At 40.1% G+C, this 15,656-nt stretch carries 16 protein-coding genes and 1 tRNA gene; 8 read left to right on the forward strand and 9 right to left on the reverse strand.

Features of this window, described 5'->3' with window-relative positions:
• Entirely contained in the window at positions 1–441 is a 441-nt protein-coding gene (locus ACMAZA_RS01170; RefSeq protein WP_435189297.1) for an NfeD family protein, read from the reverse strand.
• A 90-nt stretch (positions 442–531) separates the two neighbouring features.
• Between ACMAZA_RS01170 and ACMAZA_RS01175 the strand changes: the two genes are divergently transcribed.
• The 5 genes from ACMAZA_RS01175 (at position 532) to ACMAZA_RS01195 (ending at position 4,206) form a co-directional block, all read left to right on the forward strand.
• Positions 532–1,407, forward strand: a complete 876-nt coding sequence (locus ACMAZA_RS01175; RefSeq protein WP_435189298.1) for a phytanoyl-CoA dioxygenase family protein — start codon at positions 532–534, stop codon at positions 1,405–1,407.
• An 85-nt stretch (positions 1,408–1,492) separates the two neighbouring features.
• A complete protein-coding gene (locus tag ACMAZA_RS01180) occupies positions 1,493–2,584 on the forward strand; it encodes a gamma-butyrobetaine dioxygenase (RefSeq protein ID WP_435189300.1) in 1,092 nt (363 codons plus the stop codon).
• Positions 2,577–3,140 (forward strand): HD domain-containing protein, encoded by a 564-nt coding sequence (locus ACMAZA_RS01185; protein ID WP_435189301.1) that lies wholly within the window; start codon positions 2,577–2,579, stop codon positions 3,138–3,140. Before ACMAZA_RS01180 ends, ACMAZA_RS01185 begins: the two co-directional genes overlap by 8 nt.
• Before the next feature lie 157 nt (positions 3,141–3,297).
• Positions 3,298–3,762: a type II 3-dehydroquinate dehydratase gene (locus ACMAZA_RS01190; protein WP_435189303.1), complete on the forward strand. Its 465-nt coding sequence runs from the start codon at positions 3,298–3,300 to the stop codon at positions 3,760–3,762.
• Positions 3,763–4,206 (forward strand): type II 3-dehydroquinate dehydratase, encoded by a 444-nt coding sequence (locus ACMAZA_RS01195; RefSeq protein ID WP_435189305.1) that lies wholly within the window; start codon positions 3,763–3,765, stop codon positions 4,204–4,206.
• Here the strand turns inward: ACMAZA_RS01195 and ACMAZA_RS01200 are convergent.
• Both ACMAZA_RS01200 and ACMAZA_RS01205 read right to left on the reverse strand, forming a co-directional pair.
• A complete protein-coding gene (locus tag ACMAZA_RS01200) occupies positions 4,203–5,711 on the reverse strand; it encodes a trimethylamine methyltransferase family protein (RefSeq protein WP_435189307.1) in 1,509 nt (502 codons plus the stop codon). The genes ACMAZA_RS01195 and ACMAZA_RS01200 overlap by 4 nt on opposite strands.
• Positions 5,712–5,725: 14 nt before the next feature.
• Positions 5,726–8,161 (reverse strand): GcvT family protein, encoded by a 2,436-nt coding sequence (locus ACMAZA_RS01205; protein WP_435189309.1) that lies wholly within the window; start codon positions 8,159–8,161, stop codon positions 5,726–5,728.
• Between the two features lie 120 nt (positions 8,162–8,281).
• On the opposite strand from ACMAZA_RS01205, the gene ACMAZA_RS01210 reads away from it, so the two are divergent.
• A complete protein-coding gene (locus tag ACMAZA_RS01210) occupies positions 8,282–9,178 on the forward strand; it encodes a LysR family transcriptional regulator (protein ID WP_435189311.1) in 897 nt (298 codons plus the stop codon).
• Here the strand turns inward: ACMAZA_RS01210 and ACMAZA_RS01215 are convergent.
• The 5 genes from ACMAZA_RS01215 to ACMAZA_RS01235 form a co-directional block, all read right to left on the reverse strand.
• A complete protein-coding gene (locus ACMAZA_RS01215; protein WP_435189313.1) occupies positions 9,159–9,761 on the reverse strand; it encodes a CIA30 family protein in 603 nt (200 codons plus the stop codon). The two genes, ACMAZA_RS01210 and ACMAZA_RS01215, sit on opposite strands and share 20 nt — an antisense overlap.
• A gap of 121 nt (positions 9,762–9,882) precedes the next feature.
• Positions 9,883–11,154, reverse strand: a complete 1,272-nt coding sequence (locus tag ACMAZA_RS01220; protein ID WP_435189315.1) for an ammonium transporter — start codon at positions 11,152–11,154, stop codon at positions 9,883–9,885.
• A 9-nt stretch (positions 11,155–11,163) separates the two neighbouring features.
• Positions 11,164–11,502, reverse strand: coding sequence for a P-II family nitrogen regulator (locus ACMAZA_RS01225; RefSeq protein WP_435190441.1), 339 nt, complete (start codon positions 11,500–11,502; stop codon positions 11,164–11,166).
• Between the two features lie 127 nt (positions 11,503–11,629).
• Complete coding sequence (locus ACMAZA_RS01230) at positions 11,630–12,322, reverse strand: HAD family hydrolase (protein ID WP_435189317.1); 693 nt, start codon at positions 12,320–12,322, stop codon at positions 11,630–11,632.
• 94 nt (positions 12,323–12,416) lie between these two features.
• Positions 12,417–12,506 (reverse strand) — tRNA-Ser (locus ACMAZA_RS01235).
• A 112-nt stretch (positions 12,507–12,618) separates the two neighbouring features.
• Between ACMAZA_RS01235 and rpmB the strand changes: the two genes are divergently transcribed.
• Both rpmB and rpmG read left to right on the forward strand, forming a co-directional pair.
• Entirely contained in the window at positions 12,619–12,855 is a 237-nt protein-coding gene (gene rpmB, locus ACMAZA_RS01240; protein WP_435189319.1) for a 50S ribosomal protein L28, read from the forward strand.
• Positions 12,856–12,865: 10 nt separating this feature from the next.
• Positions 12,866–13,021, forward strand: coding sequence for a 50S ribosomal protein L33 (rpmG, locus tag ACMAZA_RS01245; RefSeq protein WP_435189321.1), 156 nt, complete (start codon positions 12,866–12,868; stop codon positions 13,019–13,021).
• 56 nt (positions 13,022–13,077) lie between these two features.
• On the opposite strand, the gene acnB is transcribed toward rpmG, so the two are convergent.
• Complete coding sequence (acnB, locus tag ACMAZA_RS01250) at positions 13,078–15,636, reverse strand: bifunctional aconitate hydratase 2/2-methylisocitrate dehydratase (protein ID WP_435189323.1); 2,559 nt, start codon at positions 15,634–15,636, stop codon at positions 13,078–13,080.
• Positions 15,637–15,656: the final 20 nt, after the last annotated feature.

Here is a 15,656-nt window from a genome sequence, read left to right on the forward strand (position 1 = left end):
TTAAGAGTCGACTGGTTCAACAATGAAGGTCGAAGATTCGACATTAATGATTTTAACTGCCTGCCCGATGCTTAGATTTTTCCCCTTGGCGAACCAAAGCGATTTCCCTATCTGAACCTTGATAATGCCATCCTCAATGGAGCTGACCTTGCACTCCTTTCCTATAAAGGTTTTGGCTTTCTCGTGCAGTTCATCGTCAACAGTTTTAACAGGATAGTAACGTTTCGCAAGACTGGTTGAAGTTAAAGATAGGGCAACGAAAATGAGAAGCTGTATTGGCCACGAAGTATCTGGCATAAGGTAGAAAAATATACTAACTGTAATAGCAGAGGCTCCGATCCAGAGCAGAAAGACTGCCCACAAAAAAAGCTCAAGGATGATAAGCGAAAGCCCAAGAACGAGCCAGTGCATAAAGTTTAAATTTTCAAATAGCATTTCCATGGCGATAATTTTATATTCTTTCTAATCAACCATTAAATTTTTCTTTATTTTTTCTCGAGTTTGGTACATAATGCGATTTGGAGGCTTGATATGCACGAAAATAAAGACTTAATTGACCAGTTTCATAGGGATGGTTACCTCTTCTTTGAGAACGCCATTACCAGTGAACAACTCGCATCACTAAATTCTGAGCTATCCAAGTGGGTTGAGGAGAGCAAAAAACATAAAGAGCCCTTCGGCAGAATCATGGACGGCAGACCTCGATTTGATCTTGAGCCAAAAACACACTCACCTGAAACACCTGCGGTTAGAAGAATAACTTCCCCAGCAGAGATTTCTGATATTTGCCTGGATGTTGTCAAAGACAATAATGCACTGGATTTAGTTTCTGAAATCTTTGGTCCAAATATCACTCATTTGGGAAACAAAATAAATCTCAAGTTACCTGGTGCTGGAACTGAAGTAAAGTTCCACCAAGACTTTCCTTTTGAGCCGCATTCAAATGAGGACATTATGACGGTGCTTTATTTTTTGGATGATGTGACTCTGGATAATGGGCCATTAGAGGTCGTCCCAGGGACACATAACGGGCCACTCCACTCTCATTGGCAGAATGGTATTTTTACAGGTGCAGTGGATGACAAAGTTATGGAGTCGAACAAGAACAAAGCTATAAAGTGCACTGGAAAGGCGGGCTCTGCTTGCCTCATGCATTCAAAGTTACTGCATGGTTCAGCGCCGAATTTATCGGCCCATTCAAGATCTCTCTTTATTGTGACCTATAAGGCTGAGGATGCAGTAGCTCTTTCACCAAACCATCTCCCTAGTGAGCTTGTTGGAATGGTTGTTAGAGGGAAAGAAACTGGAACTGTCAGGTGTACTAGTTACAGTATTGAGTTACCAGAGTACCCTAAAGAGGTCTCTTTCTTTGGCCAACAATCAAAAAGTAAAAACATGGCAATGTAAAGCCAATCTTAACTTTTAGTACTTTATACATGAAGGGGATACAATCGACTTAATCAAAAAAATTTCTATAGTCGGCGACGAGCTGGTGATTGACTGGAATGATGGGAATAAAAGCTCACTCTTCAGCTACTGGCTCAGGGATAACTGCCAGATGCCTGAATCAAGAAACGAGAATAATGGCCAAAGACTCTTTAGTGTTAAAGACTTACCTGAAGATGTATCCATAGAGAAGGCTTATAAGGATGAAAACGGAGATGTTTGTATCCTATTTCAGCCTGAAAATCACTTATCAGTCTTTACGCAAGATTGGCTACTCTCCAATTGCTATGACCTCAATGATCACTTTGATGACAGGAGCGAGAAACAAAAAATGCTCTGGCAAAAAAATAGTTTTGAGAATGGACTGCCACTAATTGACTATGATTTAATGAGCAAGGATGAGATAAAATTAAAAGCGCTTTGCTCCTTGAGAGACATAGGTTTTTTTGTTTTAATGGGTGTCCCGACAGTTGAAGGACAAGTATTAAAAGTCATCAGTGAAATGGGTTACACTCGGGAGACCAACTATGGAGCTCTGTTTGAGGTGAGAACTGAAGTCAACCCAAACAATCTTGCTTATACCAACCTAGGGCTTGGATCTCACACCGATAATCCATACCGAGACCCTGTCCCAACGGTGCAGCTGCTGCATTGTCTCGAGAGCTCTACCGAGGGCGGAGATTCAATCTTGGTTGACGGCTTTAAGGCCGCCTCAATTCTTCGTGATGAAAGCGAAGAGAGCTTTCTAACCTTGGCTAGTAACTGGATTAATTATCGATTTACTGATTCTAAAACTGATCTCCGCTCAAGGGTCCCGATGATCGAGTTAAATGACAATCATGAGATTATCAAGGTCAGATATAACAACCGATCAATCGATACAATTAATGTCCCAAAAGATAAAGTAAGGCTTTTTTATAAGGCCTACCGTCACTGGAGCGAGGTCATTGAGAGAGACGAATTGAAGATTCAATTCAAGCTTTCTGAGGGGGATTTAATGCTGTTCGATAACACTCGAGTTATGCACGCCAGAACTAAGTTTTCAAAAACTGGAAAGCGCCACCTACAAGGAGCCTATACAGATTTAGATGGACTTTACAGTCTCCTAAATACATTAGAAGATAAAAAAAATGACTGAGATTACTTCGCAAAATGTTGTAGACCTTATTGAAGATATTTTTCTTCGGCGCGGCGCTGAATCATACCTTGGTGAACAGGTCACGATGGCACAGCACATGCTTCAAACGGCCCAATGTGCTGAAGAGGCTGGCGCTGATGGTGCTCAAATAGTGGCAGCACTTCTTCATGATATAGGTCATTACAAAAACGAAATTCCTGAGTCATCTTTGGCAAAGGGAGTGAACAACTTTCATGAGGAGGCAGGTGCAAATTTTCTGGAAGAATATTTCCCGGCTTCCGTTGTCGAACCGATTCGTCAGCATGTTGCAGCAAAACGTTATTTGTGTGCAGTTAAAGCAGATTATTTTGAGCGCCTATCTGCAGCCTCAGTTCATACTCTTAATCTTCAGGGTGGACCAATGAATGAGAAAGAAATAGAAGAATTTGAAAATAATGATTATTTAGATCACTGCATAAATTTAAGATATTGGGATGAAGAGGGGAAAGATCCAGATAGAGAACATCCTCCATTTTCATACTACCGCCCATTAATTGACTCTTTATTAAAAAATTAACTATATAAATTTAGTTCTTAACTAGACTCTTTCAAAAGAGTAAGATTAAGCCCATATACATTAAACCTTGAGGTATATATAATATCCCAGAGTGTTAGATAGGCCTTATTGCACGGAATATTTGTTAATTTTATAAAATGATGGACTAAATCAATAAATGAGTAACGGTAAATTATTAATAATAAATGGACCTGGATTATCAGATTTAAGTGATCATAATGAGGTAGCTAATGATGACTTATCTTTGTCTGTTATAGAGCAAAAATGCATTGAGACTTCAGGTAAATTTGGTCTCGAAGTGGATTTTCGTCAAAATGATGATGAATCTGAGCTTTTGAGTGGCTTGATTAATGATATTAATAATTTTGATGCTTTCATAATTAATCCAGCTGCACTCTCAAAATCATCAGTGATAAATTACGATGCTTTTAGTTCAGCAATTAGTGAAATTAGCAATCAAAGTAAGCCAGTTATTGAAGTCCGTATAGAAAATATCTTCAAGCGGAATGTCAGTAAGCCTTTGCAAGTCCCTGAGAGTGGGTTAGGCTTTATTGGCGGACTTGGTAAGCATGGTTACGTGCTGGCTATTCGGTCAATTAACAAAAAACTAAGCAATCAATAAATGAATATATACGTCATAAATGGTCCAAACATAAATCTTTTAGGTACGCGTGAGCCTGAAATTTATGGCAGAGATACTCTAGAAGGTATTGCTATAGATTGCCAAGAAAAAGCATCAAAAGATGGCCATATTGTTAAATTTATGCAGTCTAACTATGAGGGCGAGATTGTAGAATGGATCCAAGATGCAATTATGCAGAAAGTAGATGCGATTGTAATCAATGCTGCTGCATATACTCATACATCAATCGCCATTCATGATGCATTAAAGTCATATTCAGGTTACAAGGTTGAGTTACACATTTCCAATCCACATCTGCGTGAATCATTTCGCCACGTTTCTTTTATTTCTCCCGCAGTTGATGCAGTTATTGCTGGGTTGGGGGCTGAAGGTTACGGCCATGTTGTTGATCTATTATCAGAGTTACCAATTAAGGTTAATTAAAGAAGAATAGGGTAATATCTTCTAATTGAAGCCTCAATCTCATCCGATAAATAATTTGGATGGTGATTCAGTAATTCTTTGGCTTTAGTTTTGGCTCTGCTAAGATGATCTAGGGCTCCTTGCTCTTGCCATACAGTCGGCTCCTCTCGGTCAGCAATCGATGGATAAAAATAATCCCTTTCCATAGATAGCATGGTTTCTGGTTGACCTAGAAAATGACCCGTATCACTGACGACAGATTGAATCGAATCAAACTCTAAACTTTGGTTATTGACCTCTATGCCTCTTATCATTCTATAAACAAGCGACAGCATCTCATCATCCATAACGAAGGCCTCAAATGATGCGCCCAATAAACTTGCCATCATTCCTGATGATTCATAGATCATATTTCCACCTGCTAAACCGCATGCCAAGGCAGTGAGGGCTTTCTCCATTCCCATTTGAGCATCGGGTGCTTTGGCATCGCTCATACTTGAAGCGCATCCCGAGGGTAAACCTAGAGAGTTCGACAACTGCGCCGATGCAGCATTGAGTAATGCCATCTCGCCGCTTCCTCCTCTGAAAGCGCCAGTTCTTAAATCGATAGCAAGAGGCCAATTACCAAAAATCATTGGGTATCCAGGTTCAAAAACATTCGTCATTATGAGGGTTGAGAGAGTTTCAGCTAAGGTCAGTGAGAGTGACCCTGCGATTGGTCCAGGTGAGGTGGCTCCTGGCATGGCAGCAATAATATTATTAATCGGAACGCCTCTTTTCATGCAGGCTATGGCAACCATGACCGCATCTTCGCCAAATTTAAGAGGCGATATGACAGGACTGATATGAGCTTTGCAAAAAGGCTTTTCAGAAAACTTACCTTTCCCACCAAGAGCCATATCAAACATGTCAATTATGGGATCAACATGTTCGTCAATATGAAAGCTCATTCCTACCGGCTTGGTTGTTCCTTTGAGAAGGGCGTAGGCGGTATTGACGTCAAGTTCATAGTTATCATGAACATCGGTTGCAATGCAGCAGCGTGTAAACCAACTTACATTTGGTAACTGATCTATCAGACGAGTAAAGTCATATAAGTCTGCTAAGGTCGAAGGACGATACTCTTCAGTATCAATATCTAAAGTCTGAACTGCTGCGCCTCCTGTACCGAAATATACTTTATCACCGCCAACGACTATGTCATGCTTTGATTCTCGACCGAAGAATGTAAATTCTTTGCAGGAGGATGAGATGATGCTTTCAACCATTGATGCTGGGAAACATAATCTATTCTGAGAGTTAATTTTTGCTCCATGTTCTAAGGCCTGCTTTTCAAGAACTTTTGGAACGTCGGTCATTCCAATTTGCTCTAGAATCCGTAATGACTCGTTATAAATTGTTTTGACTTGAGAGTCTGAGAGTGGCTTGTATTGACCTCCAGACTGACCAGGGGGGCATGGGTTGATTTCAGGAGCCTTGGCTCTCTGGGCTTGTTTAGCTGCTCGTGCTGATTGTCTTCTTGCCATCGATTATTCCTAGGTTACGCTAGTATTCTACTATAGCTTTCATCGTAGGGTCCAAATGGAATGACCTCAACAGAGACCAATTCTCCTAATAAATCTAAATGCATTTGTGTCCCCTCTTTTGATTTGTCAATGTTTACAAATGCATAGGCAAGGTTGAGATTAACTCTGTGACCCCACTCACCAGATGTAATTGTTCCAACTACTTTTCCACTCTCCATTAGCGATGCTCCACCATATGCTGGGGCATGTTTGCATGCTACCTTTAGACAGACAAGTTTTTGATTTGGGCTTTGTTTAATTCTATTTTTTAATGCCTTTTTGCCAATAAAGTTATCTTTCTTTAGATTCACGAAGCGGTCAAGGCCAGTTTCAAAAGGATCAAACTCAGTGATTAAATCGGACTTCCATCCCAGAAACCCTTTTTCCATTCTCATAGACTCTACCGCTCTGGACCCAAAGAGTTTTATTCCAAACTCTTCTCCTGCTTCAGTGAGTGCTAGGTATGCGGCATACAGAGATTCATTGGGTACATGCACTTCATAAGCGAGCTCACCAGAGAAACTCACTGACATTACGGTGGCCGGAGAAAAGCCAATGAAACATTCTCTTACACTGAGCCATGGAAATGACTCCTTGCTCCAATCTTCGCGACTGCATTTGGAGAGGACTTCTCTCGCTTTTGGTCCAGCTAAAAGGAGTATTGTTTGGTCATTTGTTAGGCTTTTGATTGAAGTATCTTCATCATCTTTTAATTGCTGAACTAGCCAATCCATATCGTGAAACTCAGAGGCCGCAGCTGAGCCATACCACATTCTTTTTGGGCCACGGTCTGAAGCTGGAATGTTGGATATAGTGGCTTCACTTTTTATCATTCCAAACTCATTAAGAAGGTAACCTAAACCAACTCGGCCTGATTTCTGGGTAATGTTGCCGCAAAACATTCGGTCAACAAAACTGTTGGCATCTGAGCCAGTAATTTCAAATCGATTAAAGCCATTCACCTCGGTAAGTCCTACATTATTTTGGACATTTTTTACTTCGTTTGCGATAACATCAAATGCTTCATCAAAGTGAAACGAGAGAGAAGGGTGGAAGTCTTTTGAGGGCTTAATATATTCAACACGCTCCCATCCATTAATCACAGTAAATTCTGCATTTGCATTTGCCATGACTGGAGTTAGAGGAGTAGTTTTGGCAGGGCGAGCTGCGGGGCGGTGCTCGTGTGGAAAGTGAAAACGAAATTCGTTTTGATAGTCTTCGATAGCCTTTAACGAAGTCATTTCAACATTTGTGTGAGAGGTAAATCTTCGAGGATCCAGGCACCACGTATCATAACATGCTTCACCATGAACAATTTGTTGAGCAAGGAGCCAGCCATGCCCGCCACCTTCACCAAGGCCTGCTCTTAGACCTATGATGCAGAATGCGTTTTCTTTTCCAGGAATTTTTCCAACCAGTGGGGCTCCATCAATTGTATAAGTAATTGGGCCATTAATGACACTTCTTATTCCAGCATTCATTAACGCAGGCATTCGATCAAATGCTCCCTCTAATACATCTGTAACTCTCTCTAAATCATCTGGACAAAGAGCATTGACAAAGTTTGGATCAATCCCATCCATTCCCCATGGTTTACAATTCTGTTCATAGAATCCAATCAAAAGTCCATTCTTATCTTGTCGACAATAATAGTCAGATATTGGGCACCTTAAAAGAGGCATTCGGCGACCTGAATCTATAATCTCTTGAATATCTTCGGTCAGAAAATACTGATGCTCCATTGAGGCTACTGGATGATGAACACCCATCATTGCGCCAACCTCATTAACCCTATATCCGCAGGCATTTACAACAACATCACAATCAACCCCACCATTTTTGGTGGTTACTTTCCAGGTCCCATCCTGGTATTGCTCTAGAGCAGTTACTGGAGTATTTGTGTAGACCTCAGCGCCAGCCTGTCGGGCTTTTCGCGCCAAAGAGTGACATAACTGATATGGATCTATATCACCATCTAATGGATCCCACAACCCACCAATTAAGTTTTTTGTTGAAATTAATGGGTGACGTCGATGACATTCTTTGGCATCTATTACTTCAAAATTAACATCCATGCCCCGAGCCATTGAGGCGAAGTGATGATAACCTTGCATTTGCTCTTTGGTATTGGCAAGCCTTATTCCACCATCACCATGATTATAGTTAATTGGATAATCAGGGTCGTCAGCCAATTCTTTGTATAGATTAATGGAATGTGTTTTTAAACCAACCATTGTTTGATTCATTCCAAAATTAGTAACCTGAGCTGCTGAGTGCCAAGTCGTACCACTAGTCAAATCATTTCGCTCAAGAAGAACAACATCTGTCCAACCCTCTTGGGTCAGATGATAAAGGGTCGAGCAGCCTGCAATACCACCGCCAATGACAACAACCTTTGTTCTAGTTTTCATATGAACTCCTATTTATTTTTATATTTTTAACCTTTTTTTTTCGAAAAAGTTGTTAAAAAACTAAACATACTGTTCGAATATATTTGACAGGAATATGATAGGATGGGTTAAACTTGCAAAATGAAATTCAGATCTTTTGACTCATTTAGAGTATTTGAAAAAGTTGCTCAACTCGAGAGTATTACTCTAGCAGCAGAAGCATTAAATTTATCAAAAAGTGCCATTAGTTATCAGATTACTAAGCTTGAGAACGAGCTTGGATTTTTACTTTTTGATCGTGTTAATTCAAGATTGGTATTAACAACTAAAGGTCGAAGATTATGGTACGTTGCTGAATCATCATTGAATCAAATTGAGAGAGAGATTAACCTGCTTCGTGGTGAGAATTCAGGGACAGTCAAAGTAGGAATTGTCTCTTCATTTGCTTCAAGATGGCTATCACCAAGATTAACTAATTTTTTTGAGCAATGTCCCGATTTAGGTCTAAAAATTGAGTCTATTAATTCAATAGATGAGTTTAGTAATGCTGATTTTTCATTAGCCATATTATGGGGAGATTCCTGGAGTGATTTTGAGTATGAATTATTAATGCCCACTTCATCATTCGTTCTTGGTAACAGGAAAATCTATGAACAAACTAGATCCATTACGTTAGAGGAAGCAATGAAAAAAATTCCTTTGCTTAATGACGGTTTTTATGGAGGTAATGGAGGAATGCAGGCTTGGCATAGGCAAGCTAATCTTGAATATAATCCATCAAAGAGTAGCCTCAAAATTACTGATGCCTCTACAAGACTTCAGGCAGTTGTTGATGGACAAGGTATTGCCTTGTGGGATGAGTTAGTAAATGAAGAGATTGAGTCTGGAAAATTATTTTATATTTCTGATATTATGCTTCCAGGTTTTGGTTATCACCTGGTATATAAAAATAAAAATTCATTATCTATTGAAGAAAAAAATTTTTGTAAATGGATCAAGAGTGAGCTTCCGAAACAAACTAATAGTAAAACTCTATAGTTGAGACTGAAACATCGGAAATATGATCTCTGCCATAGGCAACAATACCAAAACTCCTAATTTTTTTAGGATCTAATCTCGAATCTTTTGACCATCTGCGTTCGAATTTATTGAAAGGGAGGTCAATCATTTTCCAATCTGCATCAGCTTTGAAAGTTGTAGCATAATAGTCAGAGGGAGACCAGCTTTCATTGGTTCTAATATGTATGTAATAGGTTTCTCCATTTCCTCTTACATTAAGACGAACACCTTGGAGGTTTTTTCCCTCTTTTTCTGAGTTGGCGAATGAGACACTGGCTCGCAACTGAATGAAGCCACCATTATTCGCAGTGCTAACGTTCCCTGTAAGTCTCGCATAATACATTTCTCCGTCTTGCTCAAGTGAGACTTGACCATCTGAGACTCCACCCATTACGCGATCGCTAACATATTGCCAGTACCTCCCACTGTCAGCATTAAATGGATAAGAGAGAGTCTCCTCATCTGCAAAAGTCTTTGTGTTGAATACGAGCATTGATAAAGACATGAGAACTAGAGTTAAAAAATGATTTAATTTATTTATATAAATGGATTTAAAGCGCATAAATAGGTAATGAATTTTTCAAGGAAATTTTATTATAGGTTTTTTATTGTTTCATTAAATTTTTTTGTTGAAAAAAGCCGGCAATTGCCGGCTTTTAGTTTCTTAAATTAAGAGTCTAGAGTTAAAGGTTGTAACCCGTTTCTCCATGGCTATCAAGGTCAAGACCTTGGGTTTCAGTCTGTGAATCCACTCTTAATCCAGTTACAACATCAACAATTTTAAGAATCACGAATGTCGCAAGAGCTGTATAGACTGCAGTAGCCACAACAGCTGTTAATTGAATCTGTAATTGATCACTAATCACAATCGCTTCATGGCTCCAGCCACCTTGGCCTGAAAAAATTCCAAGCTCTTTCGATGCAAAAAATCCAACCAAAATTGTTCCACATATACCTCCAACGCCATGCACTGGAAAGACATCAAGAGAGTCATCAATCTTGAATTTTTGTTTGATAATGATGACTGCATTGAAACATACAGCACCAGCAATAATTCCAATAACTAAGGCTCCAGCAGGTCCCACAAAGCCAGAGGCAGGAGTAATGGTTCCAAGACCTGCAACCATTCCAGTTACTGATCCAAGAGCGGTTGGTTTTCCAAATTTAATCCATTCATAGAACATCCAGGTCATAGCACCTGCTGCCGCAGAGATATGAGTAGCAAGGATTGCCATTGCAGCATCTCCACCAGCAGAGAGTGCAGAGCCACCATTGAAACCGAACCATCCAACCCAAAGCATTGCAGCGCCTATAAAAGTCATAGTCATATTGTGAGGTGGAATTGGCTTTTTAAGAAATTCCTGTCTTGGACCAAGTACAATAGCCGCAACCAAAGCAGCAACACCTGCGGTGATGTGAACGACTGTTCCGCCAGCATAATCAAGGGTATCGCCAAGCCATCCGCCGCCCCATACCCAGTGAGTAATTGGAGCATAAACGACAAATAACCAAATGCTACTAAATAACAGTACAGCAGAGAACTTCATTCTCTCTGCAAAGCCACCCACGATAAGGGCAGGCGTTATAATGGCAAATGTCATCTGAAACATTGCAAAGAGCGACTCTGGAATTGAGCCACTGACACTGTCTATAGTGACTTGGGCTAACATAAAGTTAGATAAGTTTCCTATAAATGGGTTATCACCTGAGAATGCGAGGCTGTATCCAGCAATAAACCATAACATGCTAACAATTCCAGCAATGGCAAAACATTGCATCAGAACCGATAAAATGTTGTTTGAGCGGACAAGTCCTCCATAGAATAGTGCGAGTCCTGGAAGCGTCATAAACAAGACTAGTGCAGTAGATGTCATGATCCAGGCAGTATCGGCGCCATTTATGACGTCCGCAAAGGCCGTCATTGGCAATAAAGCCAATAGTATAAATTTTTTCATTGAGCTCTCCTAAAGTGCGTCGTGGTCCGTTTCGCCTGTGCGAATACGAACTACTTTTTCGATGTCAGTGACAAAGATTTTGCCATCACCTTTTTTTCCGGAACGAGCGATATCGCTAATTGTATTAATTAGCAGATCCAAATTTTTATTTGAGATTGCGATTTCAAGTTTTACTTTGTGAACAAATTCAACGGTAAACTCAGTACCACGATATAACTCCGTGTGACCTTTTTGTTTTCCAAAGCCTTTAACTTCAGTTACTGTCATGCCTGGAATATCGACATCACAAAGAGCCTCTCTAACTTTATCTAGGTTTTCGGGCCTTAAAATTGCTGTAACTAATTTCACTTTTATCTTCCTTGAACTATTAATATCTTCCGTAGACATCTTGGAATAATATCCGACATTGGCTCCTTGGAAGCTACATTGCTAAAAAACAGCCGCTTCATTGCAGCTGCAAGTCTATTATAGATTATTAGATTTTTTTTTGATGCTTAATCTGATTTTCAAATAAAAGATTTGGTGAAAGATCTTCAGTAACAAGGTGAGCATTACTAAAGTTGTTGTCATGAGCAAGTGCTCCAGGAAATGCAATACATTTCAAGTTTGCGTCAATTGCCGATCTCATGCTGACTTCGGTGTCCTCTATTGCAATACATTCATCTGCACTTAAGTTAAGTTCAGAGAGCGCTTTAAGGTAAATTTCAGAATTAGGTTTAGGCTGAGAAACAATCTTGTCATTTCCTATGAAGCTAAAGTCACTTTTTTTAATTTGATTATCAAGCGCAAAGAACATAGCATCAATGTTGGCCTTCGAAGTGCTAGTCACGAATGCTAAATGAATACTATTTTCATGAGCATAATTAATCAAGTGAGATACTCCAGAACGAAGTGAGATTTTTTCATCACTCATCAAGCTGTCAAAGATCTCAGTTTTTCTTAGATGAAGTTCATCAGCATTGACCTCGATTCCAACTTGATTTGCAAAATCATTGATACGATTTCGTCCACCAGACTTTTTGAGCATTGTTTGATATTCTTCAATTGACCAATTCCAGTCAAGGCCTGCTTCAGAAAAAGCTTGATTAAAGGATTTGAGCTGAAGCTCAGAAGTTTCAACTATTGTTCCTATAGATCCGAAGAGAATTGCTTTGTAATTTATTGTCATATCTATTAATTTTTCTTATTTTTCACAAACCACTCAAGGGATGAGGTAGTTTGTAATTGTTAAAATGAGGATGGATAAAAAAAGAGGCATTTAATGGTGGAGGGACAGGGATTCGAACCCTGGAAGGGTATTAGCCCTTGCTGGTTTTCAAGACCAGTGCATTCAACCGCTCTGCCATCCCTCCAAAAGATTGGTATGATACCGTTTTTATGCATAAAGTATATAAAATTTATTTAAAAAAACTACATTTTTTTGCGTATAATTCTCACTTTTTAGAAATTCATTAGGTAGTCGTAATGTCTAAAGTATGTCAAGTAACTGGTAAGAGACCAATAAGCGGAAATAACGTTTCGCATGCTAACAATAAAACGCGTCGCCGTTTTTATCCAAACCTTCATACACACCGTTTTTGGGTTGAAGCTGAAAACCGCTTTGTTAAGCTTAAATTATCAGCACGTGGCCTTCGTGTCATTGACAAGAAGGGTATTGATGCTGTTTTAGAAGAGATCCGTGGACGCGGCGAAAAGGTATAAGGAGTAATTTATGAGAGAGAAAATTAAACTAGTTTCTTCAGCTGACACTGGTCACTACTACACTACAACAAAAAATAAAAGAATTCATCCTGAGAAGGTTGAGGTAAAAAAATTCGATCCCGTCGTTAGAAAGCACGTGATGTATAAGGAAGCCAAGATCAAGTAGTTATAAGATAGGATTTAAAAAAAGCCGCTTTACGCGGCTTTTTTATTACCTATTATTTAGCTTTGGAGAATTACTTCGAGTGCAATATTAGATGAAGACTCTTGATAATCTGCAATCTGATCAAAGTTTAGGTATTGATAAATTTCACCAGACAAAGGCTCAATATCTTTCATTAACGATAGGTACTCCTCAGGTGTAGGAATGTAGCCTAATTTTGCTGAGATGGCAGCAACCTCTGCAGAAGCCAAGAAAACGTCACTGTTGTCACCGAGCCTATTTGGGAAGTTCCTTGTGGACGTAGATACAACTGATGCACCTTCTTCTACCCTAGCTTGATTACCCATACAGAGGGAGCAGCCAGGGACCTCAGTTCTGTCTGTCAGGCGCTCAAATGTCTCATAAATTCCTTCTGCCCTTAACTGTTTTTCATCCATCCTTGTGGGCGGTACTACCCACAAAACAGTATTCAGCTCAGATTTATCTTTGAGAAGCTGAGCTGCTGCTCTAAAGTGCCCAATGTTAGTCATACAAGACCCAATAAAGACTTCATCGATAGAGGTTTTGGCTACTGATGAAAGAAGTCTGACATCATCTGGATCATTAGGACATGCCAATATAGGCTCTTTAATTTCTGCTAGATCTATTTCAATAACTTCTGCATACTCGCAATCTTCATCAGCCTCAAGAAGCTCTGGATTATCAAGCCATTTTTTCATGTCCTGGATCCTCTTTGCTATTGTTTTTTTATCATCATAGCCAGAGTCAATCATAGAGCCAAGAAGTGTAATGTTTGAGTTGAGGTATTCCTCAATAGGCTCTTTATTTAGTTTGACAGTGCAGCCATTAGCTGAACGCTCAGCAGTAGCATCTGCAAGTTCAAAGGCTTGTTCAACCTTAAGGTCACCGAGCCCTTCAATTTCCAGAACGCGGCCAGAGAAAATATTCTTTTTGTTGGATTTATCAACAGTAAGTAGTCCTTTTTGGATAGCAACATAAGGAATTGCATTGACCAGATCTCTTAGAGTAATTCCCGGCTGCATTTCACCTTTGAATCTGACTAACACAGACTCAGGCATGTCAAGAGGCAGTACGCCAATGGACGCTCCAAATGCGACGAGTCCAGAGCCTGCTGGAAAGCTAATTCCTATTGGGAAGCGTGTGTGTGAATCTCCGCCAGTGCCAACTGAGTCAGGAAGAAGCATACGATTCAGCCACGAGTGAATAATGCCGTCCCCAGGTTTGAGAGAGACGCCACCCCGGGAATGCATAAAATCTGGAAGTGTATGTTGAAGTTCTAGGTCAATCGGTTTTGGATAAGCAGCTGTATGACAAAAACTCTGCATCACAAGGTCTGCCGAAAACCCTAAACAGGCTAACTCTTTTAGTTCATCACGAGTCATTGCACCTGTTGTGTCTTGCGATCCAACGGTACTCATTCGGGGCTCACAATACGTTCCAGGTCGAATACCCTTAACGCCACAAGCTTTACCCACAATTTTTTGAGCCAAGGTAAATCCTAATTCGCTATTCTTTGGGTCAACCGGACGAAGAAAGACATCACTGACATCAAGCCCTAGTTCAGATCTCGTTTTGTCGGTGAGACCTCTACCAATAATTAGAGGAATCCTGCCGCCTGCCCTGACTTCATCTGGCATCGTGCTTGGAGCAAGATCAAACTTTGAGACAACTTTTCCAGACGCATCTTTAATAACCCCCTCATATGGAAATATTGTAATTTCATCCCCCATATTCAGTTCAGAAACATCGCACTGTATTGGAAGCGCCCCAGAATCCTCTGCAGTGTTAAAAAATATTGGAGCAATCTTTCCACCAAGCACTATTCCACCACTATTTTTGTTTGGGATATAGTCTATTGGTTCTCCCATATGCCATAACACTGAGTTAATGGCTGATTTTCTTGAAGAGCCAGTACCCACTACATCGCCTACATAGGCTAAAGGAAGACCTTTTTGCTTAAGTTCTTCAATTTTTTCAAGAGGCCTATCCATTTTTTTGATGAGCATCGCTTTCGCATGAAGCGGAATATCTGGTCTTGACCAGGCCTCAGTGGCTGGAGACAGGTCATCTGTATTGGTTTCACCATCTACGCGAAAAACAGTCACATTGATGCTTTCAGGAAGAGGCTCTTTCGATGTAAACCAATCTGCCGATGCCCATGAATCAACAATTTTTTTGGCGTACGAGTTGCTTGAGGACTTTTCTAGGATTTGTTGATGAGCTTCGTAAATTAGAATAGTGTGCGAGAGCGCCTCACAGGCTGCCTCAGCAGTTTCCTCATCATCAAGAAGGTCGATTAACGATGCAATACTATAGCCACCAAGCATCGTTCCTAATAGAAAAGTAGCGTGTTTTTTTGTTATGGCATTGCATGTTTCTTCACCCTTAGCGACACTAGTGAGAAAGCCTGCTTTGACGTATGCTGCCTCATCAACCCCTGGCGGCACTCTGTGCGTTAGAAGATTCAAGTAAAAATCATCATCATTGCCCTCTAAAAGGCATTCAACTACTGATTTTGTTTGTTTGGCGTTTAGCGCCAAAGGTGGAAGATTTTCTGACTCTCTTTCATCGCAATGCTTTAGGTAAGCTTCTTTCATAACTGTACTGAATATAAGGT

Source organism: Pseudothioglobus sp. nBUS_23 (assembly GCF_051201565.1).
Classification (GTDB): domain Bacteria; phylum Pseudomonadota; class Gammaproteobacteria; order PS1; family Pseudothioglobaceae; genus Pseudothioglobus.